The 23,447-nt window shown below is 72.0% G+C and carries 21 protein-coding genes, 1 tRNA gene and 1 other RNA gene; 8 read left to right on the forward strand and 15 right to left on the reverse strand.

What is annotated here, in order from left to right; all coding sequences use genetic code 11:
* Positions 1-44: 44 nt before the first annotated feature.
* Both ACFWNV_RS32325 and ACFWNV_RS32330 read right to left on the reverse strand, forming a co-directional pair.
* Positions 45-689: a LytR C-terminal domain-containing protein gene (locus ACFWNV_RS32325; protein ID WP_383953943.1), complete on the reverse strand. Its 645-nt coding sequence runs from the start codon at positions 687-689 to the stop codon at positions 45-47.
* A gap of 165 nt (positions 690-854) precedes the next feature.
* Positions 855-1,151, reverse strand: coding sequence for a type II toxin-antitoxin system VapB family antitoxin (locus ACFWNV_RS32330; RefSeq protein WP_112446725.1), 297 nt, complete (start codon positions 1,149-1,151; stop codon positions 855-857).
* Between the two features lie 88 nt (positions 1,152-1,239).
* Here ACFWNV_RS32330 and ACFWNV_RS32335 point away from each other — a divergent pair, with 88 nt between their 5' ends.
* Together ACFWNV_RS32335 and opcA are read left to right on the forward strand one after the other, a co-directional pair.
* On the forward strand, positions 1,240-2,811 hold the full coding sequence (locus tag ACFWNV_RS32335) for a helicase HerA-like domain-containing protein (RefSeq protein WP_383953945.1): 1,572 nt from the start codon (positions 1,240-1,242) through the stop codon (positions 2,809-2,811).
* Positions 2,812-2,914: 103 nt separating this feature from the next.
* Positions 2,915-3,850, forward strand: coding sequence for a glucose-6-phosphate dehydrogenase assembly protein OpcA (gene opcA / locus ACFWNV_RS32340; RefSeq protein ID WP_383953947.1), 936 nt, complete (start codon positions 2,915-2,917; stop codon positions 3,848-3,850).
* Here opcA and ACFWNV_RS32345 read toward each other — a convergent pair.
* Positions 3,796-4,272, reverse strand: coding sequence for a cupin domain-containing protein (locus tag ACFWNV_RS32345; RefSeq protein WP_383953949.1), 477 nt, complete (start codon positions 4,270-4,272; stop codon positions 3,796-3,798). The genes opcA and ACFWNV_RS32345 overlap by 55 nt on opposite strands.
* A 145-nt stretch (positions 4,273-4,417) precedes the next feature.
* Entirely contained in the window at positions 4,418-5,047 is a 630-nt protein-coding gene (locus tag ACFWNV_RS32350; protein WP_383953951.1) for an HhH-GPD-type base excision DNA repair protein, read from the reverse strand.
* A 108-nt stretch (positions 5,048-5,155) separates the two neighbouring features.
* Here ACFWNV_RS32350 and ACFWNV_RS32355 point away from each other — a divergent pair, with 108 nt between their 5' ends.
* Entirely contained in the window at positions 5,156-5,968 is an 813-nt protein-coding gene (locus ACFWNV_RS32355; RefSeq protein ID WP_383953953.1) for a VOC family protein, read from the forward strand.
* A 44-nt stretch (positions 5,969-6,012) separates the two neighbouring features.
* On the opposite strand, the gene ACFWNV_RS32360 is transcribed toward ACFWNV_RS32355, so the two are convergent.
* Positions 6,013-6,459, reverse strand: a complete 447-nt coding sequence (locus ACFWNV_RS32360; RefSeq protein ID WP_383953955.1) for a molybdopterin-dependent oxidoreductase — start codon at positions 6,457-6,459, stop codon at positions 6,013-6,015.
* Positions 6,460-6,661: 202 nt separating this feature from the next.
* On the opposite strand from ACFWNV_RS32360, the gene ACFWNV_RS32365 reads away from it, so the two are divergent.
* The gene (locus ACFWNV_RS32365; protein WP_383953957.1) at positions 6,662-9,349 is read left to right on the forward strand and encodes a PKD domain-containing protein; all 2,688 of its coding nucleotides are present in this window, start codon (positions 6,662-6,664) and stop codon (positions 9,347-9,349) included.
* A gap of 58 nt (positions 9,350-9,407) precedes the next feature.
* Here the strand turns inward: ACFWNV_RS32365 and ACFWNV_RS32370 are convergent, their stop codons facing one another.
* Positions 9,408-12,209: a molybdopterin-dependent oxidoreductase gene (locus ACFWNV_RS32370; protein WP_383953959.1), complete on the reverse strand. Its 2,802-nt coding sequence runs from the start codon at positions 12,207-12,209 to the stop codon at positions 9,408-9,410.
* Positions 12,206-13,066, reverse strand: a complete 861-nt coding sequence (locus tag ACFWNV_RS32375; protein ID WP_383953961.1) for an FAD binding domain-containing protein — start codon at positions 13,064-13,066, stop codon at positions 12,206-12,208. The genes ACFWNV_RS32370 and ACFWNV_RS32375 overlap by 4 nt, the downstream gene beginning before the upstream one ends.
* A gap of 243 nt (positions 13,067-13,309) precedes the next feature.
* Here ACFWNV_RS32375 and ACFWNV_RS32380 point away from each other — a divergent pair, with 243 nt between their 5' ends.
* Complete coding sequence (locus ACFWNV_RS32380; RefSeq protein WP_383953963.1) at positions 13,310-14,809, forward strand: helix-turn-helix domain-containing protein; 1,500 nt, start codon at positions 13,310-13,312, stop codon at positions 14,807-14,809.
* 52 nt (positions 14,810-14,861) lie between these two features.
* On the opposite strand, the gene ACFWNV_RS32385 is transcribed toward ACFWNV_RS32380, so the two are convergent.
* Positions 14,862-15,263: a molybdopterin-binding protein gene (locus ACFWNV_RS32385; RefSeq protein WP_383953965.1), complete on the reverse strand. Its 402-nt coding sequence runs from the start codon at positions 15,261-15,263 to the stop codon at positions 14,862-14,864.
* A gap of 165 nt (positions 15,264-15,428) precedes the next feature.
* On the opposite strand from ACFWNV_RS32385, the gene ACFWNV_RS32390 reads away from it, so the two are divergent.
* On the forward strand, positions 15,429-16,274 hold the full coding sequence (locus ACFWNV_RS32390) for a universal stress protein (protein WP_383953967.1): 846 nt from the start codon (positions 15,429-15,431) through the stop codon (positions 16,272-16,274).
* Between the two features lie 247 nt (positions 16,275-16,521).
* Here ACFWNV_RS32390 and ACFWNV_RS32395 read toward each other — a convergent pair whose 3' ends face one another.
* The 7 genes from ACFWNV_RS32395 to ACFWNV_RS32425 form a co-directional block, all read right to left on the reverse strand.
* Complete coding sequence (locus ACFWNV_RS32395; protein WP_383953969.1) at positions 16,522-16,944, reverse strand: PIN domain nuclease; 423 nt, start codon at positions 16,942-16,944, stop codon at positions 16,522-16,524.
* Complete coding sequence (locus ACFWNV_RS32400; protein WP_383953971.1) at positions 16,941-17,156, reverse strand: type II toxin-antitoxin system VapB family antitoxin; 216 nt, start codon at positions 17,154-17,156, stop codon at positions 16,941-16,943. The genes ACFWNV_RS32395 and ACFWNV_RS32400 overlap by 4 nt, the downstream gene beginning before the upstream one ends.
* Before the next feature lie 79 nt (positions 17,157-17,235).
* Entirely contained in the window at positions 17,236-18,936 is a 1,701-nt protein-coding gene (locus tag ACFWNV_RS32405; protein WP_383953973.1) for an aspartate:alanine exchanger family transporter, read from the reverse strand.
* 99 nt (positions 18,937-19,035) lie between these two features.
* A complete protein-coding gene (locus tag ACFWNV_RS32410; protein WP_383953975.1) occupies positions 19,036-19,812 on the reverse strand; it encodes an SDR family oxidoreductase in 777 nt (258 codons plus the stop codon).
* A 71-nt stretch (positions 19,813-19,883) separates the two neighbouring features.
* Positions 19,884-20,846 (reverse strand): RNA polymerase sigma-70 factor, encoded by a 963-nt coding sequence (locus ACFWNV_RS32415; RefSeq protein WP_383953977.1) that lies wholly within the window; start codon positions 20,844-20,846, stop codon positions 19,884-19,886.
* Between the two features lie 4 nt (positions 20,847-20,850).
* On the reverse strand, positions 20,851-21,531 hold the full coding sequence (locus ACFWNV_RS32420; protein WP_383953979.1) for a histone deacetylase: 681 nt from the start codon (positions 21,529-21,531) through the stop codon (positions 20,851-20,853).
* 111 nt (positions 21,532-21,642) lie between these two features.
* Positions 21,643-21,730: transfer RNA gene (locus ACFWNV_RS32425), tRNA-Ser, on the reverse strand.
* Positions 21,731-21,859: 129 nt separating this feature from the next.
* Here ACFWNV_RS32425 and ffs point away from each other — a divergent pair.
* Positions 21,860-21,958: signal recognition particle sRNA small type (gene ffs, locus ACFWNV_RS32430), an RNA gene on the forward strand.
* A gap of 79 nt (positions 21,959-22,037) precedes the next feature.
* The coding region (locus ACFWNV_RS32435) for a DNA polymerase III subunit gamma and tau (RefSeq protein WP_383953981.1) at positions 22,038-23,447 on the forward strand (1,410 nt) is incomplete at its 3' end.

Consider the following 23,447-nt stretch of genomic DNA (forward strand, 5'->3'; position numbering starts at 1 on the left):
CCCTTCGGGAGGCCGGGCCTTTCCGGATGTCCGGCCTCAGCCGGTCAGCACTTCTTGGCGGGTGCGGGCTGGGGGTTGGCCAGGGCGGCCAGGGCCTTGTCCGCGTCGGCCTTGGGCGTGAGCTCCTTGAAGGCGTCGCCCAGGATCAGGTCGATGTCCGCGGTCTCACGGGTGTCGGTCTGCTGGGTGGCGCCGGCGAGGTTGGTGCCGAGCACGGAGAAGGCGGCCTTGTCCGTCGTCGGCGAGCCGACCAGTATCCCGGCGCCCGGGACCTTCTTGTCGAAGTCGGCGGGGGCGTTGCCGACCTTGCCGATGGCGAAGCCGCGGTTCTTGAGCTCATCGCCCACGGCCTTGGCGAGGCCCGCGCGCGGGGTCGCGTTGTAGACGTTGACCGTGATCCCGCCGGGCGGCGGGAGCGCGACCTGCGGCGCGGCGGAGGCTGCGGAGCCCGCCTTGGGGGCGGGGGTGGCGCAGTTCTTGGCGGCGGCGGCGGTCTTGCGTTTGCTCGCGTCACCGCCGAAGACGTCGATGAGCTGCACGGCCCCGTAAGCGATCAGGGCGAGCCCGATGATCGATCCGAGCACCACGAGGACGATCCGGCGGCGGCGTCGAGGGCGGGTCATGCGGGGGTAAGCCGCTCCCGTGACCTTGTACTTTCCGCCCATGCCAGGGGGAGTGAGCATGCTCATGTGCGCAGCGTAATGCCGTCCGCTGCCGATGCCCACTGAATCATCTGTTGATAGGGCAAGGCTGACCCGAAAGGCGCAACCGGGACCTATCCGGCATCCGGCGAGGGGGGACGTTCCGGTTCGCGGACCGGCCCGGTTCGGGGATTCGGCCCGGTTCTCCGGGGATCAGCCCAGTTCGAGGACGCGCGCGTGCAGGACCTGGCGCTGCTGGAGCGCGGCGCGGACGGCGCGGTGCAGACCGTCCTCCAGGTACAGGTCGCCCTGCCACTTCACGACGTGGGCGAAGAGGTCCCCGTAGAAGGTCGAGTCCTCGGCGAGCAGCGTTTCGAGGTCGAGCTGGCCCTTGGTGGTCACAAGCTGGTCGAGCCGGACCGGGCGCGGGGCTACATCCGCCCACTGCCGGGTGGTTTCCCTGCCGTGGTCGGGGTACGGCCGCCTATTTCCGATGCGCTTGAAGATCACACGGAAAGCCTACCGGGCAGGGGCCTGCGGGCGCAGCCTTGCGATGACGGTGCAAAGGTGGCAAACAGTGCTATTTCGGGAGTGATATATGAGCCAGAGCACCGACCCCGCGTCCCCTGCCGGCCAGATCGCCGCGGGGTACGCCTTCACCGGACCCGCGCTCGATCTCGGGGCCCTGCTCTGGGACGGGGCCTGCCTGCCGGAGCACCAGATCCGCATCCCGCTGTCGATGCTCAACCGGCACGGACTGGTCGCGGGAGCCACCGGAACCGGCAAGACCAAGACCCTGCAGCTCATCGCCGAGCAGCTGTCCGCCAACGGCGTTCCGGTCTTCCTCGCGGACATCAAGGGCGACGTCTCGGGGATCTCCGCGCCCGGCGCGGCCAACGACAAGGTCGAGGAACGGGCCGAGGGCGTCGCCCAGGAATGGGAGGCCACCGGATTCCCCAGCGAGTTCTACTCGCTCGGCGGGATCGGCCCCGGAATCCCGCTCCGGTCCACCGTGACGAGCTTCGGCCCGGTCCTGATGTCCAAGGTGCTCCAGCTCAACCAGACGCAGGAACAGTCCCTGGGGCTGATCTTCCACTACGCCGACACCAAGGGCCTGGAGCTGATCGACCTCAAGGACCTGCGGGCGGTCGTCGCCTTCCTCGTCTCGGACAAGGGAAAGCCCGAGCTCAAGGGGATCGGCGGGCTTTCGACGGTGACCGCCGGAGTGATTCTGCGGGCGCTCACCGCCTTCGAGCAGCAGGGGGCCGCGGAATTCTTCGGCGAGCCCGAATTCGACACCAGCGAATTCCTCCGAACGGCGGCGGACGGGCGCGGGCTCGTCTCCGTACTGGAGCTCCCGGCGGTACAGGACAAACCGCAGCTGTTCTCCACTTTCCTGATGTGGCTGCTGGCCGATCTGTACACCGACCTTCCGGAAGTCGGCGATCTGGAGAAGCCCAAGCTCGTCTTCTTCTTCGACGAGGCGCACCTGCTGTTCAACGGGGCCTCGAAGGCCTTCCTCGAATCCATCACGCAGACGGTCCGGCTGATCCGGTCCAAGGGAATCGGCGTCTTCTTCGTCACCCAGACCCCCAAGGACGTGCCCGCCGACGTGCTGGCGCAGCTCGGCAACCGGGTGCAGCACGCGCTGCGCGCCTTCACCCCGGACGACGCGAAGGCGCTGAAGGCGACGGTGAAGACCTTCCCCAACTCCGGCTACGACCTGGAGGAGCTGCTCACCCAGCTGGGGACGGGCGAGGCGGTGATCACGGTGCTCAGCGAGAACGGCGCGCCGACGCCGGTGGCGGCGACCCGGCTGCGGGCCCCGCAGTCGCTGATGGGGCCGATCGACGCGGCCGCGCTCGACCGGGCGGTGAAGTCCTCGCTGCTCTACTCGCGGTACGCGGAGCCCGTCGACCGGGAATCGGCGTACGAGAAGATCAGCGCCGAGCAGGCGGCCGCGGAGGCGGAAGCCGAGGCCGCGGCGGCCGCGGCGGAGGCGGAGAAGCAGGCGAAGGCGGCCGCGAAGGCCGCGCCGAAGCCGGACCCCTCGCTGGCGGAACAGGTGGTGGGCAGCGGGCTCTTCCGCTCCCTGGCCAGGTCGATCGGTACGCAGCTGGGCCGCGAGATCTCCCGGTCCATCTTCGGCACGGCCAGGCGGCGCCGCTGACACCGCACGGGGAATCCGTACCGGACGGCCGGCCAGGGCGGGGAATCCCTACCTGGCGGGGAATCCGTACCGCGGGCCCCGTCCGGCCTGCGAGACTCGGAGCATGCGGACCGAACTCACCGATACGACCTCCAGCAAGGTCAACAAGGCCCTGCTCGACGCGCGACGGGCCGTCGGGAGCCCCACGATGGGGCTCGTGCTCAACCTCCTCGTCGCCACCGACGAGGAGAACGCCTACGACGCCGTCCGCGCGGCCTCCGAGGCCTCCCGGGAGCACCCCTGCCGGATCATCGCGGTGATCAAGCGCACCGCGCGCGGCTCGCACCGGCTGCGCCAGAACCGGCTCGACGCCGAGCTGCGGGTCGGCGCCGACGCCGGATCCGGGGAGATCGTGCTGCTCCGGCTGCACGGCACGCTCATCGAGCACGCGGGCTCCGTGGTGCTCCCGCTGCTGGTGCCGGACGCGCCCGTGGTGGCCTGGTGGCCGGCCGACGCCCCGGACGCCCCCGCCCGAGACCCGCTGGGCGCCCTCGCGCAGCGCCGGATCACGGATGCCGAGGCGGCCGCCGACCCGGTCGCCGCGCTCGACGCCCGGGCCGGGGCCTACGAGCCCGGGGACACCGACCTGGCCTGGACCCGGCTCACCCCGTGGCGCTCGCTGCTGGCCGCCGCCCTGGACCAGAAGCCGGTCCCGGTGACGGGCGCGGCCGTGGAGAGCGAGCCCGGCAACGCGAGCTCCGAGCTGCTGGCCCGCTGGCTGGAGGACCGGCTCGGCGTGCCCGTGGAGCGGGTGGCGACCGCGGGCCCGGTCATCACCCGGGTCCGGCTCACGACCACGGCCGGGGAGATCCGCGTGGACCGCCCGGACGGGGTCCTGGCCACCCTGCTCCTGCCGGGCAGCCCCGACCGCAAGGTGGCGCTGAAGATCCGCAGCAGCGCCGAGCTGATAGCGGAGGAACTGCGGCGGCTCGATGCCGACGAGATCTACGCTTCGGCGCTGCGCTTCAGGCGGCCGGCCCAGGCCTCGCTCTCCGCGTAGTGGTTGTCGTAGACCGGCTGGCTGTCGATGATGTCCTGCACGGTGGCCTCGCCGGCCCGGACCCGGCCGAGCAGCCGGTAGTAGTCGAAGCGGCCCATGCCGGGGGTGAAGCCGACGAAGACCTCCGCGGTGGCGTCCGCGGCCGGGGCGAAGGCGTGCTTCACGCCGGGGGGCACGGCGAGGAAGTCGCCCTTGGTCAGGGTGTGTATCTCGTCCCCGAGCAGGACGTCGAGCGTGCCGTCCGTGACGTGGAAGAACTCGGTCGCCTTGGTGTGGAAGTGCACCGGGGCGCCCGCCGCGCCGACCTCGAAAGTGGCCGTGTTGCAGGTGAGCTCGGCGGTGTCGGTGAGCAGTGTGATCAGGCTGCCGGGGCCGTCGGAGATGATCTCGGCAGTGGCGGCGCGGGTCAGGTTCTCAGTCATGATCACGATCTTATGGGCAGGGTCTGACAACGGGCCGGGCACTCGCCCGAACGGTCAATTCCGTTTGCCGGAAGGGCTGGTGGGCGCTTTCTGAGCCTTCCCGGCCTTCGCGGCTTTCCCGGATCGATCGCTCGGCCCGCTCGGCTCACCCGGCCTTCGCGGCCTTCGCGGCGGCCTTCGCCTCCTGCTTGTGCGCCCGTACCTTGGCCAGCGACTCCGGGCCGGTGATGTCGGCCGCCGACCGGTAGACGTTCGCCGGACCGTACCCGCCGGCCGCCTCGCGCCAGCCGCGCGGCCGCACCCCGAACCGCTTGCCGAGCAGCGCCAGGAAGATCTGCGCCTTCTGCTCCCCGAAGCCGGGCAGCGCCCGCAACCGTGCCAGCAGCTCGGCGCCGGTGGCCGCGTCGGCCCATACCGCCGCCGCGTCCCCCTCGTAGTGCTCCACCAGGTACGCGCACAGCTGCTGCACCCGCTTCGCCATCGAGCCCGGGTAGCGGTGCACGGCCGGCTTCTCGGAGAGCAGCGCGGCGAAGGCCTCCGGGTCGTAGGCGGCGATCGCGTGCGCGTCCAGGTCGTCGGAGCCGAGCCGCCGGGCGATCGTGTAGGGCCCCGAGAAGGCCCATTCCATGGGTACCTGCTGGTCCAGCAGCATCCCGACCAGCGCGGCGAGCGGGCTGCGCCCGAGCAGCTCGTCGGCCTCCGGCTGCTGCGCCAGCCGGATGGCGACCCCGCCGCCGTCCTTCTTCTTGTCGCTCTTCTTGTCGCTCGTGTCCATGCACCCAGGGTCCCGCGCGGAGGTCCTCCCCGCGCGATTGTCAGAGCCCGCGCCTAGCGTGAGAACCGAGACGGGTCACGTCGTACACGACACAGGAGTCGATCGATCATGACTGAGTTCACGGAAGGCGCGCCCTGCTGGGTGGACGCCATGTTCTCCGACCTGGAGGGCGCGAAGACCTTCTACGCCGATGTGCTGGGCTGGACCTTCGGGGAGTCCAGCAGCGAGTACGGGAACTACACGCAGGCCTACTCCGACGGCAAGGCCGTCGCGGCCGTGGTGCCGCCGATGCCGGGGGCCGAGGGCCATTCGCAATGGTGTCTCTACCTCGCCTCGCCCGATGCGACGGCCACCGCCGCGAAGATCAAGGCGGCCGGCGGCGAGCTGCTCATGGAGCCGATGCAGGTCGGCTCCTTCGGCACGATGGCGATCGCGAAGGAGCCGAGCGGCGCGGTCTTCGGCGTCTGGCAGCCGGGCGACCACAAGGGCTTCGAGAAGATCGGCGAGGCCGGTGCGTACTGCTGGGCCGAGTTCTTCTCGCGCGACGTGGCCAAGCCGGACGCGTTCCTCCCGCAGGTCTTCCCGTACGGGACCCAGCAGATGGACCTCGGCGACGACCCCGAGGCGGCCGGGATGGACTTCAAGGTCTTCAGCCTCGGCGGCCCGGAGAATCCGGTGCTGGGCCGGATGAACATGGGCAGCGACTTCCCGCCGGAGATCCCCTCGTACGTCCAGGTCTACTTCGCCGTCCCGGACTGCGACGAGGCGGTCGCGAAGACCCAGGCCCACGGCGGCAAGCTGCACTTCGGCCCGATGGACAGCCCCTTCGGCCGCTTCGCGGCGGTCGCGGACCCGCAGGGCGCGGCGTTCGCCGTGATCGACGTGTCGAAGACGGCCGGCGAGATGCCGAAGTTCGCCTGACGCGCGGCGCGGGGGCGGGCCGTGCCCCGAGCGGGCCCCCCGCCCTACAGGCCCAGGCTCGGCGGCGACAGAGCGCCGAACCACACGTGCGTGACGGCGCTGACGTAGCGCGCCCCGCACCGGTCCGAGGGGACCACCAGCTGCGCACCCGCCTCGTCGAGGTCCTCACCGTCGAGGCGGGTCGCCAGAAGCACGGGATTCGCGCCGAAGTCGGCGTCCAACTCGGCCCAGGACAGCATCGAATGGTGCCCGTCCCCGCCGGTCACGGCGAGCAGGAACCGCGAACGGTCCTTGCGGCGGCGGGCGTCGAAGGCCGGTCCGGCGTCCGAGACGACCTCCCGGAGCAACGGCCCCTCGAACACGTGGTGCTGCGGACCGTTCGTCGCACAGTCGAAGGTGACCGCGGCCCGGTGCTGTGCCCAGTCCCGCAGATCCGCGACGCTGAGCGTCGCCGGGTGGTCCAGGTCTCCGTGCAGCATGAGTTTGGCCATGGGTCGTTCATGCCCTGCGGCACGCTTTCGGGAACCTCGTCTGCAAGGTTCATAGCTTGATATGAGCCGCACTTGTGTAGTTGATCGTCGATTCTGCCTGGCAGATTCGGATGAGCCCGAACTCGCCCCCCTCCACCCGTACAACCATGCGACGGGACGGGCGGTCTCCTCCGTGACGGTGGAGCAGATTCCAGGGGGACACATGAACAAGCGCATCAGCGCCGTGCTGTGCACGGCGACGGCCATGGCTGCCGTGCTGGCCGTACCGACGGCGGCGCACGCGGACGATCCCTACACCTCGTTCACCACGTACACGAAGAACGACGGGTCGGTCGTCCTGGACTTCCCCACCGACATCGATCCCAAGGACCTCAAGGTCCACCTGCGCAAGAAGAACACGGCCGAACGGGTCGCCACCATCACGAAGTTCACCGCGGTCCCCGGCGAGATCTGCTCGCCGTCCTGCGAGGACGACCTCACCGGGTGGCTTCCCCTCACGACCGGATCGCTGCGGCTCGCCGCGTTCGGCGAGTACAGCGTCGACGTGGAGTACGACGGCACCCGGGGCGAGACCGTCCTCCACAAGGACCGGGCGACGCTGAACTATCAGATCTCGCCGTACCTCACGCACCTGGCCGCCTCGAACGGGGTGTCGCTCGCGCATCCGGACACGACGGTCTCGGGCAAGCTCTGGCTCTTCGACCCCCGTGACGGGTCGAGGAAGCCGTTCGCGGGCGGCGCGCTCACGGCGAAGACCTCCACCGGCACGACGAGGGTCACGGCCGACGCACAGGGCCGCTTCGAGTCCCGCGTCACGCTGTCCGGTGGCGACCACGTGGACGGCTACGCAAGCCAGGGGGACATCCCGAACACGAGCGTCCCCCTCGAGACCGAGGTGAACGGTCTCAAGGAGTCGGAGTCCGTACCGGTTCCCGTGACCTCCGTACCCGGACGCATCAGCCTGGATTCCCCGACCCTGACCGGTCCTTACGGCACGCAGGCCAAGGCCGGGGGGACCGTCACCTGGCAGGCCGCCGACGGTACGTGGAAGCCGGCACCCGCGGGCGTCGGCCTGAAGACCGACTCCGGTCAGTACGTCAGCACCGACGACGCGGGCCACTTCACCGCGTCCACCGAGTTCCGCAAGGACGAATGGTGGGGGATCTTCGGCGCCACGTGGGTGGAGGCCGACGACCACGTGAAGGTGGACACGACGGCCGGTACCGCCTTCTCCGGCTTGGGCGTCGAGGTGGACCAGCACAAGAACGTCACCGTGAAGGGCCGGTTCGAGCGGGGCGAGATCCCGGCCGGCGTCACCTCGCTGAAGGCCGAGGTCCAGACCTCGGCGGACGGCAGGACGGGCTGGAGCACGGTCGAGAGCGTGGACGTCGCCACCCGGCCGGGGGCCAACGCGGCGGCGCAGGTCGAGACGACGCTGCCCGGCACGGCGAAGGGCTACGTGCGCCTGCAGTACGCGGGCACCCCGGACATCCACGGCTCCGCTTCCCCCGTCGCCGAGGCGCTGGCGGCGGACTTCACGGCCGCGCCGGGCCTGCCGGTCTCGACCCTCCCGTCCTCACCCCGGGTCGCCCCGCTGACCACGCGGTTCGACTTCACGGGCACGGAGCCGTCCGAGAAGGTCCGGGCCGTCGACGTGGACCTCGGTGACGGAACTGCGCGCAAGCTCGACAAGGCCGACACGCTCGACCACACCTACAAGGCGCCCGGCGCCTACGAGGTGAAGGTCACCGTGGAGAACGAGGAAGGCGTGAAGTCCACGGTCGCCAAGACCGTGCAGGTGGACTACGCGCCTTCGGGCTACGTGGCCACCGAGCCCTTCCGCCTGCTCGACACCCGCACCACCAAGACCCCGGTCAAGGGCGGGGCGGTCACCCCTGTGGACCTGCCGCTCGGCGGTGGCGCCTCGGGACAGCCGCTCTCCCGGAGCATGGCTTCGGCCGTCCTGAACGTGACCGTGACCGATGCCACCCAGGACACCCACCTGACCGTCTGGGCCTCCGGCCAGCCGCGACCGTCGACGTCGAACGTGAACGTCCGCGCGGGCGGCACCTCGTCCAACACGGTCACCGTCCCGGTGGGCGCGGACGGCAGGATCCAGGCCCAGCTGAACTCCGGCAGCGCCTCCCTGATCGTGGACTTCGTCGGCTACTACCAGCCGAACGCCGGTGAGCGCTTCAGCCCGCTGGCCCCGACCCGGGTCCTGGACACCCGTACGACCGGCGGAGCACTGCCTGCCGCCAAGACCCGCACGGTGAAGGTCGCCGGTGTCAACGGCATCCCGGCCGACGCCAAGGCGGTCGCGCTGAACCTGACGGGTACGGGTGCGACGCAGCCGGCCCACGTCATCGCCTACCCGGACGCGGCGAAGCGTCCGGCCACCTCGAACCTGAACGTGGAGCCGGGCAAGGACAAGTCGAACCAGGTGATCGTCCCGGTCGGCCCCAACGGCACGATCACCCTGTTCACGAACACCGGCTCGACCCACCTGGTTCTGGACGCGGTCGGCTACTACGGCAAGGACGGCAAGGCCCTCTTCACGCCGGTCGTGCCGAAGCGCCTCGCCGACACCCGCACCACGGGCAAGGTCGCCCCGGGCGCGACGACCACGGTCTCCGGCCTCCCGGCCAACGCCGTGGGCGGGGTCCTGAACGTCACCGCGACCGACTCGACCGGGCCGGGCTTCCTCACCGCCTACGCCTTCGGGGGCAAGCTCCCCGGCGCCAGCAGCCTCAACACCCTCCCCGGCCTCACCGTCCCGAACCACGTGACGACCCCCGTCGGCCCCGGCGGCAAGGTCAGCATCTTCAACAGCCACGGCGGCCCCAACCACGTGATCACCGACCTCCTCGGCTACTTCACGCAGGGCTAGCCCCCGCCGCGCACCGAGTTCAGTGGGGCAGCTCCGACAGAGCTGCCCCACCGGCGTTTCAGGGGCGGCCGCCCGCTTCGTGGATCTTCTGCCAGACCACGTCCCGGGTCACCGGCATTTCCGTGAAGCGGATCCCGGTGGCGTCGCGCAGTGCGTTGGCGAAGGCGGGGGCCACCGGGTTGAAGGGGCTCTCGGACATGGACTTGGCGCCGAGCGGGCCGATCGAGTCGGAGGTCTCCATGAAGTGGACCTCGGTGCGCGGGACGTCCGCGTACTGCGGGAGGCGGTAGCGGCGGAAGGCGGCGGTGGTGACCTCCCCGCGCTCGTCCACCCGTACGGTCTCGAAGAGGGTGGCGCCCAGGGCCTGGGCCACGCCGCCCTCGACCTGGCCGCGGCACTGCATCGGGTTCATGACCTTGCCCGCGTCGGCCGCGTGGACGGAGCGCAGGATCTTCATCTCGCCGGTGTCCGGGTCGACGGCGATCCGGAACCACTGGGCGTTGAAGGCCACGGAGCGGGGGGAGCCGCCCCAGTGGCCGTCGGCGGCGATCTCTTCGAGCTTGCCCTTGTCGTACGCGGCCTCGTAGAGCTCCTTGAGGGTGACGGTCCGGCCCGCGCAGTCGAAGGATTCCGCCGACAGTTTGCACAGGTGCCGGGCCACGCCCGTGTGGCGGGCCGCGAAGGTTTTGAGGCGCTCCGCGAGGGAGTCGGCGGCCAGCATCACGGCCTTGCCCGCGACCACCGTGCCGGCCGAGCCGAAGGCGCCGGTGTCGTGGCGGACCACGTCCGTGTCGGACTGGCGGACGGCGATCCGGTCGACCGTGGTGTTCAGCGCACCGGCGGTGATCTGCTTGTGGACGGTGGTGGTGCCGTTGCCGAACTCCGCCGTGCCCACCGCGATGTCGTACGTGCCGTCGCGCAGCAGGCTGACCCGGGCGTCGGCGTAGTGGCCGCCGGGCGGGCCGGTCGCGATCATCGCGACCGCCGTGCCCTGACCGGTGAGCCAGCCCTCGGGCACGTCCTCGTGACTGCGGTCCTCGGCGATGGCCTTGCGGACGACGTCCATGCACTGCTTCATGCCGTACGAGGCGATGAAGAGGTCCTCCTCGTGGCCGATCGGGGTCACCATGTGGTCGCCGGGGCCGATGACGTTCTTCTCGCGCAGTTCGAGGGGGTCCATGCCGAGCCGGATGGCGAGCTCGTCCATGACCGATTCGACGGCGAAGAGGACCTGGCCTAGGCCGTAGCCGCGGAAGGCGCCCGCCGGCACGCCGTTGGTGTAGACGGAGTACGCCTCCACCTCCTTGTTGGGCGCCTTGTACACCGCGAAGGACTCGCCGACGCTGTGGAACATGACGGCCGGGCCGTGGTTCCCGTAGGCGCCGGTGTTGGAGACGACCCGGATGCGCAGCGCGGTGAGGGTGCCGTCCTTCTTGGCGCCGATCTTGATGGTGATCTTGAAGGGGTGGCGGGTGGTGGCCCCGTAGAACTGCTCGGCCCGGGTGAATTCGAGTTTCACCGGGCGCCGCAGCTTCAGGGCGGCGAGGACCACGATGTCCTCGGTCAGCATTTCCTGCTTGCCGCCGAACCCGCCGCCCACGCGGCCCGCGACGACGCGGACCTCGTCCTCGTTCAGGTCGTAGAGGGCGCACAGCGCCCGCCGGGTCAGGAACGGCGCCTGGGTGGAGGAGCGGACGGTGATCCGCTCGCCGTCGCCCTCCTCCTTCGGCTCGAAGTACGCGACGCTGCCGTGGGTCTCCAGGCTGGCGTGCTGCACGCGCTGGGTCTGGAAGGTCTCCTCGTAGACGACGTCCGCCTCCGCGTACCCCTTCTCCATGTCGCCGAGGGTGTTGTGGACCTCGCCGCACACGTTGTTCTCGGCGCGGAAGATCCCCGACTCGGGCCCCTTGGGGTGGAGGACGGGGGCCCCGGGCAGCATGGCCTCCTCCGGGTCGGTGACGTACGGGAGTTCCTCGTACGTGACGACCACGCGGCGGCAGCCCTCCTCGGCGGCCTGCTCGGAGTCGGCGACGACGGCCGCCACGCGCTGGCCGACGAAGCGGACCACGTCGTCCAGGACGCGGGTGTCCATCGGGTCTTCGGTGGGGTGCTCGTGCCGGGCGCTGGAGTACATGTGGTCGGGGGCGTCGTGGTGGGTGAGGACCGCGTGCACGCCGGGGACCTGGAGGGCGTCGGTGGTGTCGATGGAGACGATGCGGGCGTGCGGGTGCGGGGAGCGCAGCAGCTTCATGTGGAGCAGGCCGGGGACGTTGACGTCGAAGGTGTAGCGGGCCGTGCCCGTGACCACCTGCGGGCCGGCCGGTGCGCCGAGGGACTTCCCGACGGCCTGGCCCGCCTCGGGGGTTTCGACGTGCTTCACGCCGCGTACGGCGTCCTCGATGGCGCGGTACCCCGTACAGCGGCAGATGTTGCCCTTGAAGGCGCGGGGGAGGTCGTCGAGCTTGCCGTCGTCGTGGGCGGTGCCCTGCTCGGCCTGGAGGGCGGAGGTGGTCATCAGGAACCCGGCGGTGCAGAAGCCGCACTGGAAGCCCTGGGCGTCGAGGAACTGCTGCTGGGCGGGGTGGAGTTCGCCGCCGGGCGAGCAGAGTCCCTCGACGGTGGTGACGGCGCGGCCCTCGGCGCGGACGGCCGGGTAGAGGCAGCTGTGCACCGGCTGCCCGTCCACGTGGACCGTGCAGGCGCCGCAGTCGCCCTGGTCGCAGCCCTTCTTCACGCCGAACCAGCCGCGGTCGCGGAGGTAGGTGCGCAGGCACTGGCCGGGGCGGGGCTCCTCGGTGAAACGCTGCTTGTTGATGTCGATCTCGTAGCTGCTGCTGTTGCCGCTGCTGCTCTGGGTCATCGCAGTCCCTCCGGAGCGTCGTCGCCCGCCGGGTCGCCCACGGGGTCGCCCGTCAGTTCGCGGCGGACCTCCTCCGCGAGGCGCAGGCCCATGTGGCGCCGCCAGGCGGGCAGTCCGTGGATGTCGTCGTACCACTCGTCGGGCCGGACGGTGTCGTCGATCGTCCGGCGCAGCTCGGCCGCCGTGGGCGGCAGTGCGAACCAGAACCGGAAGGGTCGGGTGGTGGCGGCCGAGACCGTGACGGCGAGGGAGCCGTCCTGGGGGTCGTAGGCGCCGATGACGAGGGCGCCGGAGCGGCCGAGACCGTAGAGGGAGGCCTGCCGGAAGGCCGTACGGGAGTCCAGGGCGCGGGCGGGCAGCCGGATCGAGCGCAGCAGCTCGCCGTCGCGCAGGTCCTTGACGCCGGCTCCGCGGATGAAGTCGGTGACCGGCATGCGGCGGGTGGAGCCGTCCTGGCCCTGGAGCAGGACGGTGCCGTCGAGGGCGGCGGTGAGGGAGACCATCGGGCCGGCGGGGAGGCCGTTGCAGAGGTTGCCGCCGACGGTCGCCATGTTCCAGATCTTGAAGCTGGCGAGGAAGGCCCGGCAGCACTGCTCGAAGAGCGGCGCGGCCGTGGTGGGCAGGGTCCGGGCGAAGCGGGACAGCTCGGTGATGGTGCAGGTGGCGGCGATGTCGAGGGAGCCGTCGGGCTGCCAGGACAACGGCGGCCAGCCCATCCGGGAGAGGTCGACGAGACGGCGGATGTGGGGCTGGGGCTCGGAGAAGAGGTACGTCCCGCCACCGAGCCAGGCGTCACCCGGACGCCAGGGTTCGCGGCGGCGTGCGTCGCGTACGTCGAGCACCGTGTTGAGGTCCATTTCCCGCCATCCTTTCCGTCGTCGTCTCGCTGTTTTGATCGCTTTTCGTCGTCCAGCTCAGTGAAACAACGGGCAGGGGGTGGGGACGACTGGTCCCCGGCACGGAAAAACACCAGGGCCGACGGGACGTCCCTGGTGAATCATCCAAGAGGCTGTTCGAAGGGTTGCCCTTGCATTTACCATGGCAATCCTCATATTCGCCTCGCGATTGTGGGCTGCCACCCGCCGCAAGGAGTCCCCGCCATGCACGTCCTCGACCTACTCCAGTCCGACAACCTCGGCCTCACCCTGCTGTGGGGCGAGCAGTCCCTTCTCGGCCAGGAGGTCAGCGGGGTGACCGCCACCGACCTGGAGGACCCGGGCCGGTTCCTGGGCCCCGGGGAGCTGGTGCTCAGCGGCCTCGTGTGGTGGCGTCCGGGGGCGTCGGCCGCCGCCAGGACCGACCGTTTCGTCGCCGCACTCGCCGACGCCGGAGCGCGGGCCCTGCTGGCCGGCGAGGAGACCCACGGCGGGGTGCCCGAGGAGCTCGTCGCCGCCTGCCGGGCCCACCGGATGCCGCTGGTGGCGGTGCCCGCGCGGACCAGTTTCCGGGCCGTCACCGAAGCGGTGTACCTGCGCCAGTGGGGCGACCTCAGCCGCCGCCCGACCCGGCACTTCGCGCTTCCCGAGAACGTGCGCAGCGAGCTCAGCCGGCTCCTGGAGGGCGGGGCCGGGCCGGCCGAGCTGCTGGACCGGGCGTGCGCGCACCTGGGCCGCCTGCCCTGCTACCTGCTGACCGCGAGCGGCCGCACGGTGGCCCGTACCGCGTCCGCGCCCGCCGTCCCGGCGCAGCGGGCCGCCTCCGCCGCGAAGGGCGGGGTCTCGCTCGGCGTCGAGGCCGAGAGCTCCCCGTACGACGCCTGGCTGCTGCACGTCCCGGACGCGGACGCGGCGCCGCCGCGCGTGCTCCACGAGATCGCCGAGGTGTTCGCGCAGTACCGCGACGGCACGGCCCGCCGGGTGGCCGCGCGCCGGGACGCCGGACGGGACCTGCTCGCCCTGGTGGCGGCCGAAGCCGAACCGGACCTCCTCGCCGCCGCCCTCCAGACGGCCGGACTGCCCGCGGGCGGCCCGTACCGCGTGGTGACGGCGACCGACGGAGACGCGCTGGCGGAGGCGCTGGGGCACCTGGAGGGCGTCCGATGGGCGGCGGGCCCGGGCGGAGCGGTGCTGTACGAGGGCCCGGACGCGGCCGATGCGGAGGGCGGCGCCGCGGATGCTGCCGCGGGCGCCGCCGCCACCGCCGATCTCGCCGACCGGCTGCGCACCGTGTGGCCGCTGCTCCAGGCGTGCGCCGAGCCGGGGGCCGACCTGCGGCTCGGCGTGGGCGCGCGGACGGCTTCGGCCGAGGGACTACGCGCGTCACTGTGCCAGGCGCGCTTCGCCCTGACGGCGGCCGACGAGACGGTCGCGGTCCGCGGGGTCGAGCAGCTCGACACCCTGGCCGAACTGCTGTCGGGGGTCCCGCCGGAGGTCCGCGGGGTGTTCGGGACGCGGACCCTGGGCTCGCTCGGGGACGGGATGCTCCGCGAGACCCTGGAGGTGTTCCTCGCGAACAACTGCTCGTGGACGCGCACGGCGGAGGCGCTGCACCTGCACGTGAACACGGTCCACTACCGGATCGAGCGGGTCGAGGCGCTGACCGGCCGCGACCTGTCGCGCCTCGACCACAAGCTGGACCTGTACGCGGCACTGCGCTGCTAGGCCGTCTCTTTCGGAGCTCGCAGGCCTTCCGATCCGCCGGCGGCCGTGCCGGTCAGAAGGCCAGGTCGATGTGGACGTCCGTGGACTTCACCCGGGCCGTCACGGTGACCCCGACCGCGATGCCGAGCTCCTCCACCGACTCCCGGGTCACCACGGAGACCAGCCGGTGCGGGCCCGACTGCACCTCGACCTGGGCTGCGACCTCGTCGACCCGGACGGCGGTGACGATCCCGGCGAAGGAATTGCGCACGGAGGTGGCTGCGCCCTTCTCCGGCACCGGATGCAGACCGGCGGCCCGTTCCTTGGCGAAGGCGGCGAGGGCCACCCCGTCGACGGTCCGCACCCCTTCGGGCGACCGCCGGGCGGGCAGCCGCCCCCCGTCGGCCCAGCGGCGGACGGTTTCGGGGCTCACGCACAGCAGGCCGGCAGCCTGCCCTATCGAGTACGACGGCACGCCCGAAGCCTAGGGGGTGTCCCCGGCAGGCCGGCCCGGGCGGGAGCGGAACCCTCCTCACCGGGCAAACAGGTCGATGGGCGTAGCGTCGTAAGGGCGAACATAAACGGCCAAAGCATGCGAAACCGCCATGCGAACGGGCCATGTGAACGAAGGGTGCCGCCGATGTCCGTCCCGTCTGCCCTCCCCGTCCTCCCCGCCCTCCCCGTCCTCGTCGGGTTCGACGGCTCGCCCCGGAGCCTCGCCGCCGCCCGCTGGGCCGCCCGCGAGGCCCTGGCGGCCGGGGCGCCGCTGCGGCTGCTCCACGTGGGCCACGCCTGGCCGACCGTCCAGCCCGTCTCCCCGGAGTTCCAGCCCGTGCTCGGCGCGAACGAGTCCGCGGCGCGGACCGTACTGTCCGCCTTCACCGAGGAACTCCGCACCGCCCACCAGGGCCTGACCGTCGAGGCGGCCACCGCCGAGGGCGGCCCGGGCAACGAGATCCCGCGCGCGGCCGCCCTGGCGAACGCCGGGCTGATCGTGCTCGGCGCGAGCGGCGAGGACCGCCACGCGGTTCCGCAGCTCGGCTCCACCGCGCTGCACGTCGCGGGGCGCGCCGAGGTGCCCGTCGTCCTGGTACGGGAGCCCGCCGAGCGCGCGCCGCACGGACACGGGGTCGTCGTCGGAGTGGACCCGGCGGGCGACCACGCCGCGGTCCTCGACTTCGCCTACGCCTGGGCGGCGCGACACGCGCTCCCGCTGCGCGCGGTGCACGCGGTGCGGTCGGGCGCGGCCGCCCCGGAGCCGCTCGAAGCGGCGGTGGCCGCGGCGGGCGCGCGCCACTCGCGGGTGGCGACCACGTGCGTGACCCGCCCCGGCGACCCGGCGGAGCTCCTGCTGGCGGAGTCCGCCGAGGCCGACCTCCTGGTCGTGGGCCGCCGCCACCACCGCCCCCTGCACGGCATGGGCCCCACGGACCACGCGGTGGCCCACCACGCCCACAGCCCGGTGGCCCTGATCCCCCACGGCTAGGCCGTCTCTTTCGGATCTTGCCGGGCCCGCGACGCCTGGCACCGCGCCTGGCCGCACTGCCGAGGCGACCACGTACGCCCAATACGAGAACGCCCCGACAGCACGCCCAGGCACGGCACCAGACGCCGCGGACTCGGCCGACAAGATCCGAAAGAGACGACCTAGCGGGTGTCTTGCCGAGGGCTCAGCCGCGCACGAACCGGCCGTCGCCCTCCGGGACATGGTCCGCTGAGGTGGACCGCCGTCCCTACTTGCCAGCCGCCGGCCCGTACCACTGGAGGGCCTGGCCGGTGACGGCTGCGATGCACTCGAAGTCGCGGTCGCGGTGAAGCAAGGTCAGCCCTTGCAGTTCCGCGGTCGCGGCGACGATGAGGTCCACGGCTCCCGCACTGCGGTGCTGTCCTCGCCGGGTCAGCAGTTCCTGTACCTGCCAGGCCCGGTCATAGGCACGGTCGTCAACCGGTACCCAGCCGAACAGCAGGCGCATGTCTTCGATCCCCCGGATCCGGTCCTCCGCGGACCGGGCGCTGTAGAAGAACTCCAACTCGGTGATCGGGCAGGTGGCGATCAGCCCGGCCGCCGCCGCCTGATCCCAGCCGTACTGTTCTGCGTCGCCCCGCATGAGCCGGGCCAATGCGCTCGTGTCGATGAGGAATTGGGCAGCGCTCACCGCCGGTAGTTCCCCTTGTCGTCAAGAATGTCCAGGTCGAAGGCGCCGTCCGCGGCTGCCGCACGGAGTCGTGTCAAAGCCAGGGCTCGACGCCGGGTCTCCAGCACCTCGCGCAGGGCGGTGTTGACGGTGTCCCTCTTGGTGCTGGTGCCAAGGGCTTGGGCGACGTCTGCAAGCAGCTCATCGTCGAGGTCGATCACGGTTCTACTCACGATGCACCTCCGTTGATATCAACTCGGATGCCGATTATATCTTCGAAGGTATCCTTCAGGGAGCCCTTACGGGATGGCCTCACCGCCGCAGCAGCACGATCACCGACCCCCACATCGTCAGCAGGACGTTGCCCAGGGCGTACGGGACCGTCGTCCCCAGGGCCGGGATCTGGCTGCGTGCGCGTTCCGTCAGGGCGCCCAGTGCGGCCGTCGTGGTCTGGGCTCCGGCCAGGGCGCCGAGCAGGATCGGGAGGGGGAGCCGCTGCACGAAGTGCCCGTAGGCGAATCCGGTCAGCAGCGGCACGGTCGTCACGGCGGCGCCCCAGAGCAGCAGCGGCCAGCCGGCTTCGCGCAGGCCGGGGACGAAGCTCGGGCCGGCGTTGAGGCCGACGACCGTGACGAACACGCACAGCCCGAGCGTGCCCATCAGCCACTGCGCCGCCGAGGGCAGGTTCCCGTAGGTCGGGTACTTGCTGCGGATCCAGCCGAAGACCAGCCCCATCAGCAGCGCCCCGGTGGAGGTGGACAGCGACAGCGGGGCACCCGCCGCGTGCAGCGCCGGGATGCCGAGGCAGCCGCCGAGGAAGAGCCCGAGCGCGATCCACACCATGTCCGTCGCGAAGCTGGTCGGCACCGGCTTGCCCAGCACCGCCGCGGCCGCCTCCACCCGGCTGCGCGGCCCCGTGAGGACCAGGGTGTCGCCCCGCTCCACGGTGCTGTCGAGGCGGACCCGCAGGTCGGCGCCGGCCCGCCAGTGCTCGTCGACGAAGACGCCCGGCATGAACTCCTCGTGGCGCAGGGTGCGGATGGTGCGCCCGCTGAGGTTCCGGTCGGTGATGACCACGTGCAGGGACTCGGTGCGGTAGGCGAGGAGTTCGAAGTCGTCCGTCTCCATCCCGATGTGCGTGCGCGCGTCGTACGCGACGAGGTCGCCGCGGACCGCGCTGACGGCCAGGATGTCCCCGATCTCGACGCGGGTGTCCGTGGTGTGCTCCAGGATCTCCCCGGCGCGGCGCAGCCGGGTGATGTAGAGCCGCCGCCCGGCGGCCCTCTGCTCCGCTTCGAAGTCCCCGATCGTGCGTCCGGCGAAGGCCGCCACGTCGACGGCGTACGCGCGCAGCACGTGCTTGTAGTAGCCCTCCCCGGCGTCGGGGTCGTCCTCGGCGGCCTCCAGGTCGGCGGCGAGCACGGCGCTCTCGGCCGCCAGGTCCCGGCGCAGGAGGCGGGGCAGGAAGCCGGCGAGGAGCAGCGCGGGCAGGACCGTACCGAGGGGGTACGTGACCGCGTAGGCGACGGCGATCAGATGGGACTGGTCCCGGGCCTCGTCCGCGCTGACCCCGGGCAGGTGGGCGATGGCGTCGGAGCCGACGCCGATGACGGCGGACTGGGTGAGGCCGCCGCCGAGCAGACCGGCGGAGAGGCCGGTCCCGTACCCGGCGAGGGTGGCGAAGGCCCAGGCGGAGGCGAGTCCGGTGACGCAGACGATCAGGGCGAGGACGACCTGGGGGAGTCCGTCCTTGCGCAGGGCGCGGAAGAACTGCGGGCCGACGTCGTAGCCGAGGGCGAAGAGGAACATGAGGAAGAAGACGGACTTGATCGGACCGTCGATCTCGACCTTGGCCTGGGAGCCGATGACCAGACCGGCGACGAGGCATCCGGTGACGGCGCCGAGGGCGATGGACTTGTACCGGATGCGGCCGAGCAGGAAGCCGACGGCGATGGTCAGGAAGATCAGCAGCTCGGGGTAGGGCCGGAAGATCTCGTCCCGGAGCCAGTCCATCCACACCTCCTCGGCCGTCTCGGGAAACGGTATGTGCCGGTCTGTCCCCCCGCACGTCCAGGCGGCGCCCCGATCCGCCGATCCGCCTACGGGTCCGCGTCAGCGGGCGACCTTCTCCGCGAGGTACTCCTCCCACGTACGCGTGCCGGCCGCGTTCCCGGGGGCGGTCAGGTGGCCGGCGCGCCAGGCGGCCCCGACCTTGCCGGGGATCCGGACGGGCAGGACGGCGCGGCGCTTGCCGGTGGCGCGCAGCCAGTCCCGGGCGAGGCGGGCGGCGGGGTACACGGCCGGGCCGGCCAAGTCGGGCACCCGGCCGGCGGGGGCGCCGAGGGCCAGCTCGACCAGCCGGTCCGCCACCTCGCCCGGGTCGACCGGCTGGCAGTCGGTGGCGGACGGTACGAGGACCACCGGGAGCTTGGACAGGGCGCCGAGGGCGAAGTCGAGCAGCGCCGGGAACTGGGTGGCGCGCAGGTTGGTCCAGCCGATCCCCGAGCCGGCGAGCAGCTCCTCGCCCTCCAGCTTGACCCGGTAGTACGGGTAGGGGGTCCGGTCGACGCCGACGATCGAGATGTTGACGACGTGCCCGACCCCGGCCCGCTTCCCGGCTTCCAGCAGGTGCCGGAAGCCGGGGAGGTCGTTCTTGAAGTGCCGGATGTCGCTCGCGCAGTGGATGACCGTACGGACGCCCGCGAGCGCCTCGTCGAGTCCGGTCCCGGTGGTCAGGTCGCCGGTGTACCAGTCCACCCCGGCGTCCTGCGGCAGCGCGGTCCCGCGCGTGAGCGCACGGACCGGGCGGCCGGTGCGGCGGACCCGCTCCAGCACCTCGCGGCCGAGCATCCCCGTCGCCCCGGTCACCATGATCGTGTCGTTCTCCATCAGTCCCAGCCTTCCGAACCCGAAGCCGCAGCCGCCGTAGTGGCGGCCGTCACCGAGGAAGAACCGACGGGTCAGGCGTTCTGTGACAGGTTCCGTGACAGGTTCTGTGGCAGATCTTGGAGCTGAGTCGCGAGGAAGGCGAGTTTGTCCGGGTTCAGGACGAGCCGGACGCCCGTGATCCCGCCCTCGCCGAGCTCCAGCGCCCCGAAGGCGGTCAGCTCGCCGTCCGCCCAGCCGGCCACCGCCGGCCCGCCGTTGACCTCGGCGAAGGTGATCTGCACGCCGTTGACCCACCGGGAGAAGAGGCCGATGAGGAAACGGACCACGTTGTCCCGTCCGGCCACCGGCCGGCTGGCCGCACTGGCCTTGCCGCCGCCGTCCGACCAGACGACCACCTGCTCGGAGAGCAGCTGCTCCAGCCGGTCCATCGAGCCCCCGGACGCGGCGGCCAGGAACCGGGCGAGCAGCTCGTCGTCCTGTTCCCGCGAGGTGGTGAACCGTGCCCGGCCGTCGGCCAGGTGCTGCCTGGCCCGGCGGTGGAGCTGGCGCGCGTTGGCCTCCGAGCAGTCGAGGACGCCCGCGATGTCCCGGTGGCTGTAGTCGAAGGCGTCGCGCAGCACCACGGCGGCCCGCTCGGGCGGCGACAGCTGCTCCATCAGCGTCAGCACGGCGAACGACACCGAGTCCCGCTGCTCCGCCGTCTCCATGGGGCCCAGCACCCCGGCGCCGGTCCCCACCGGCTCCGGGATCCAGGGCCCGAAGTACTCCTCGCGCTGCACCCGGGCGGAGCCGAGCCGGTTCAGGCACAGGTTGGTGACCACCTTGGCCAGCCACGCGCCCGGCACGGTCACCTGGCCGGGCTCGGCCCCGTGCCAGCGCAGGTACGCGTCCTGCACGGCGTCCTCGGCCTCGGCCGCCGAGCCGAGCATCCGGTAGGCCAGCGAGAACAGCCGTGGCCGGTGGGTCTCGAACTCCCGTGCCGTGTACTCCCGTGCGGTGTACTCCTGTGCGGTGTACTCCTGTTCCGTGTCCATGAGCTCACGCTAGAGGGAGCCGCCGCTCCGCGAGCAGGTCGAGCACCTGTCGCGGGGTCCAGCTGCCGCTCGCGCCCGGGCAGGCGGACAGGTATTCGGCGATCTCCCGCTCCCGCCACGGCCCCGACTCCAGCAGGCCGCCCGCCAGGTGCCGCAGGTACGCGGCGGACGGCGGGCGCGGGTCGACGTCCCGGAGGGACCACGGGGCGGTGAAGGTCAGCACGGGGATGCCCTCGACCGTCCCCGGGCAGACCAGGGTCTCGTACCGGCCGTCGCCCGCCGCGTCGCGGCCGTCGCGCAGCACCGCGGCGAGGTCGAGGTCCGTTCCCGGTTCCCGGTACATCTCCTGCGCGGCGATGTCCGACAGCTGCCCCGCGGTCACCAGGTGGGCGCGCCCCAGCAGGTGGCCCGGCGCCGAAGGATCGTAGAAGCCCCTGCCCCCGGTCCACACCGGGGACTCGGTGGCGAAGTAGAGGCATCCGTCGAGGCGGACGGCGATCGACCGCTCCGGCGCCCGGCGGTCCCGGCAGCCGGGATACGAGCGCGCCCCTCCGGGCGGCGTCCCGCCGGCGATGTAGGCGGCCAGCCGGGCCGCGTGCATGTTGGACCCGTAGGAGGCGTACCAGACCCGCCCGTCGGCCCTCGGGGCCTCGACGCCGAGCGGAACGGCGGTGTGGACGGTCATCCGGCTCCTCGCCCGCCCCGGGAAGAGTCGGGGGAAAGTCGAGTCGGGGGAAAGTCGAAGGGCCCCGCTGCAAGCAGCGGGGCCCTTCGACTTATTGCCCGGTGAGAGCAATGGCGGAGGATACGAGATTCGAACTCGTGAGGGGTTGCCCCCAACACGCTTTCCAAGCGTGCGCCCTAGGCCACTAGGCGAATCCTCCGCGGCAAACAATACAAGACGTTGAGGGGTGCTCGCGAACGTGATCGTCGGGCGGGCTCCGGGCGGACCCCTGGGCGGGTCCCGGTCGGGGTCCGGCTCGATTCCGGGGCCCTCCATCCGCTAGGGTGGGGCCAGCCCCTCACGTGGCGCTATCTCACCCAACTCCCCCAGGGCCGGAAGGCAGCAAGGGTAAGTGGGCTCTGGCGGGTGCGTGGGGGGCGCTTTGCGTTCCGGGACGGGTCGGGCCGGCCGGGCCGCTGAGCGTCGTCGGGCCACCGTTGTCGGTGGGCCCGGATAACCTCGTAGACGTGTCGTCCCTTGCGCTGTACCGCCGCTACCGCCCCGAGTCGTTCGCCGAGGTCATCGGGCAGGAGCATGTCACTGACCCGCTGATGCAGGCCCTGCGCAACAACCGGGTCAATCACGCGTACCTGTTCAGCGGGCCGCGGGGCTGTGGCAAGACCACCAGCGCGCGCATCCTCGCCCGCTGCCTGAACTGCGAGCAGGGCCCCACGCCCACCCCCTGCGGGGAGTGCCAGTCCTGCAAGGACCTCGCGCGCAACGGGCCGGGGTCCATCGACGTCATCGAGATCGACGCGGCCTCGCACGGTGGTGTGGACGACGCGCGCGACCTGCGCGAGAAGGCCTTCTTCGGGCCCGCCTCCAGCCGGTACAAGATCTACATCATCGACGAGGCGCACATGGTCACCCCGGCGGGCTTCAACGCCCTGCTGAAGGTGGTCGAGGAGCCGCCGGAGCACCTCAAGTTCATCTTCGCCACGACCGAGCCCGAGAAGGTCATCGGCACCATCCGGTCCCGGACGCACCACTACCCCTTCCGGCTCGTGCCCCCCGGCACCCTGCGGGACTACCTCGGCGAGGTCTGCGGCCGCGAGGGCGCCCACGTCGAGGAGGGCGTGCTGCCGCTCGTCGTGCGCGCCGGAGCCGGATCCGTCCGTGACTCCATGTCCGTCATGGACCAGCTGCTGGCCGGCGCCACCGAGCAGGGTGTGACGTACGCCATGGCCACCTCGCTCCTCGGGTACACCGACGGGACCCTCCTCGACGCCGTCGTGGACGCGTTCGCCGCCGGGGACGGGGCCGCGGCCTTCGAGATCGTGGACCGGGTGGTGGAGGGCGGCAACGACCCGCGCCGCTTCGTCGCCGACCTGCTGGAGCGGCTGCGCGACCTGGTGATCCTGGCCGCCGTGCCCGACGCCCGCGAGAAGGGGCTCATCGACGCCCCCAACGACGTGGTCGAGCGGATGCAGGCCCAGGCCTCCGTCTTCGGGGCCGCCGAGCTGTCCCGGGCCGCCGATCTGGTCAACACGGGTCTCACCGAGATGCGCGGAGCCACCTCGCCCCGGCTGCAGCTGGAGCTGATCTGCGCCCGCGTGCTGCTGCCCGCCGCCTTCGACGACGAGCGTTCCGTGCAGGCGCGGCTCGACCGGCTGGAGCGCGGCGGCGCCGCCTCCGCCGCCGCGGCCTTCGCCCAGGCGCCCGCCATGGGCTACGTGCCCGGGCCGGAGGCCCACGCCATGGCCCCCGCGGCGGTACGGACCCCCGCGCCGCCGGCCGCGGTGCACCAGGCCCCCGCGCACCAGGCCCCGGCCCCCGTGCACCAGGCGCCCGCGCACCAAGCCCCCGCCCCCGTCGCGGCCCCCCGGGCCGCGCCCCAGCCGGCGGCCGCCCCCCCCGCCCCCGCCCCCCCCGCCCCC

The sequence above is a fragment of the Streptomyces sp. NPDC058401 genome (genome assembly GCF_042722885.1).
In the GTDB taxonomy this organism is placed as follows: domain Bacteria; phylum Actinomycetota; class Actinomycetes; order Streptomycetales; family Streptomycetaceae; genus Streptomyces.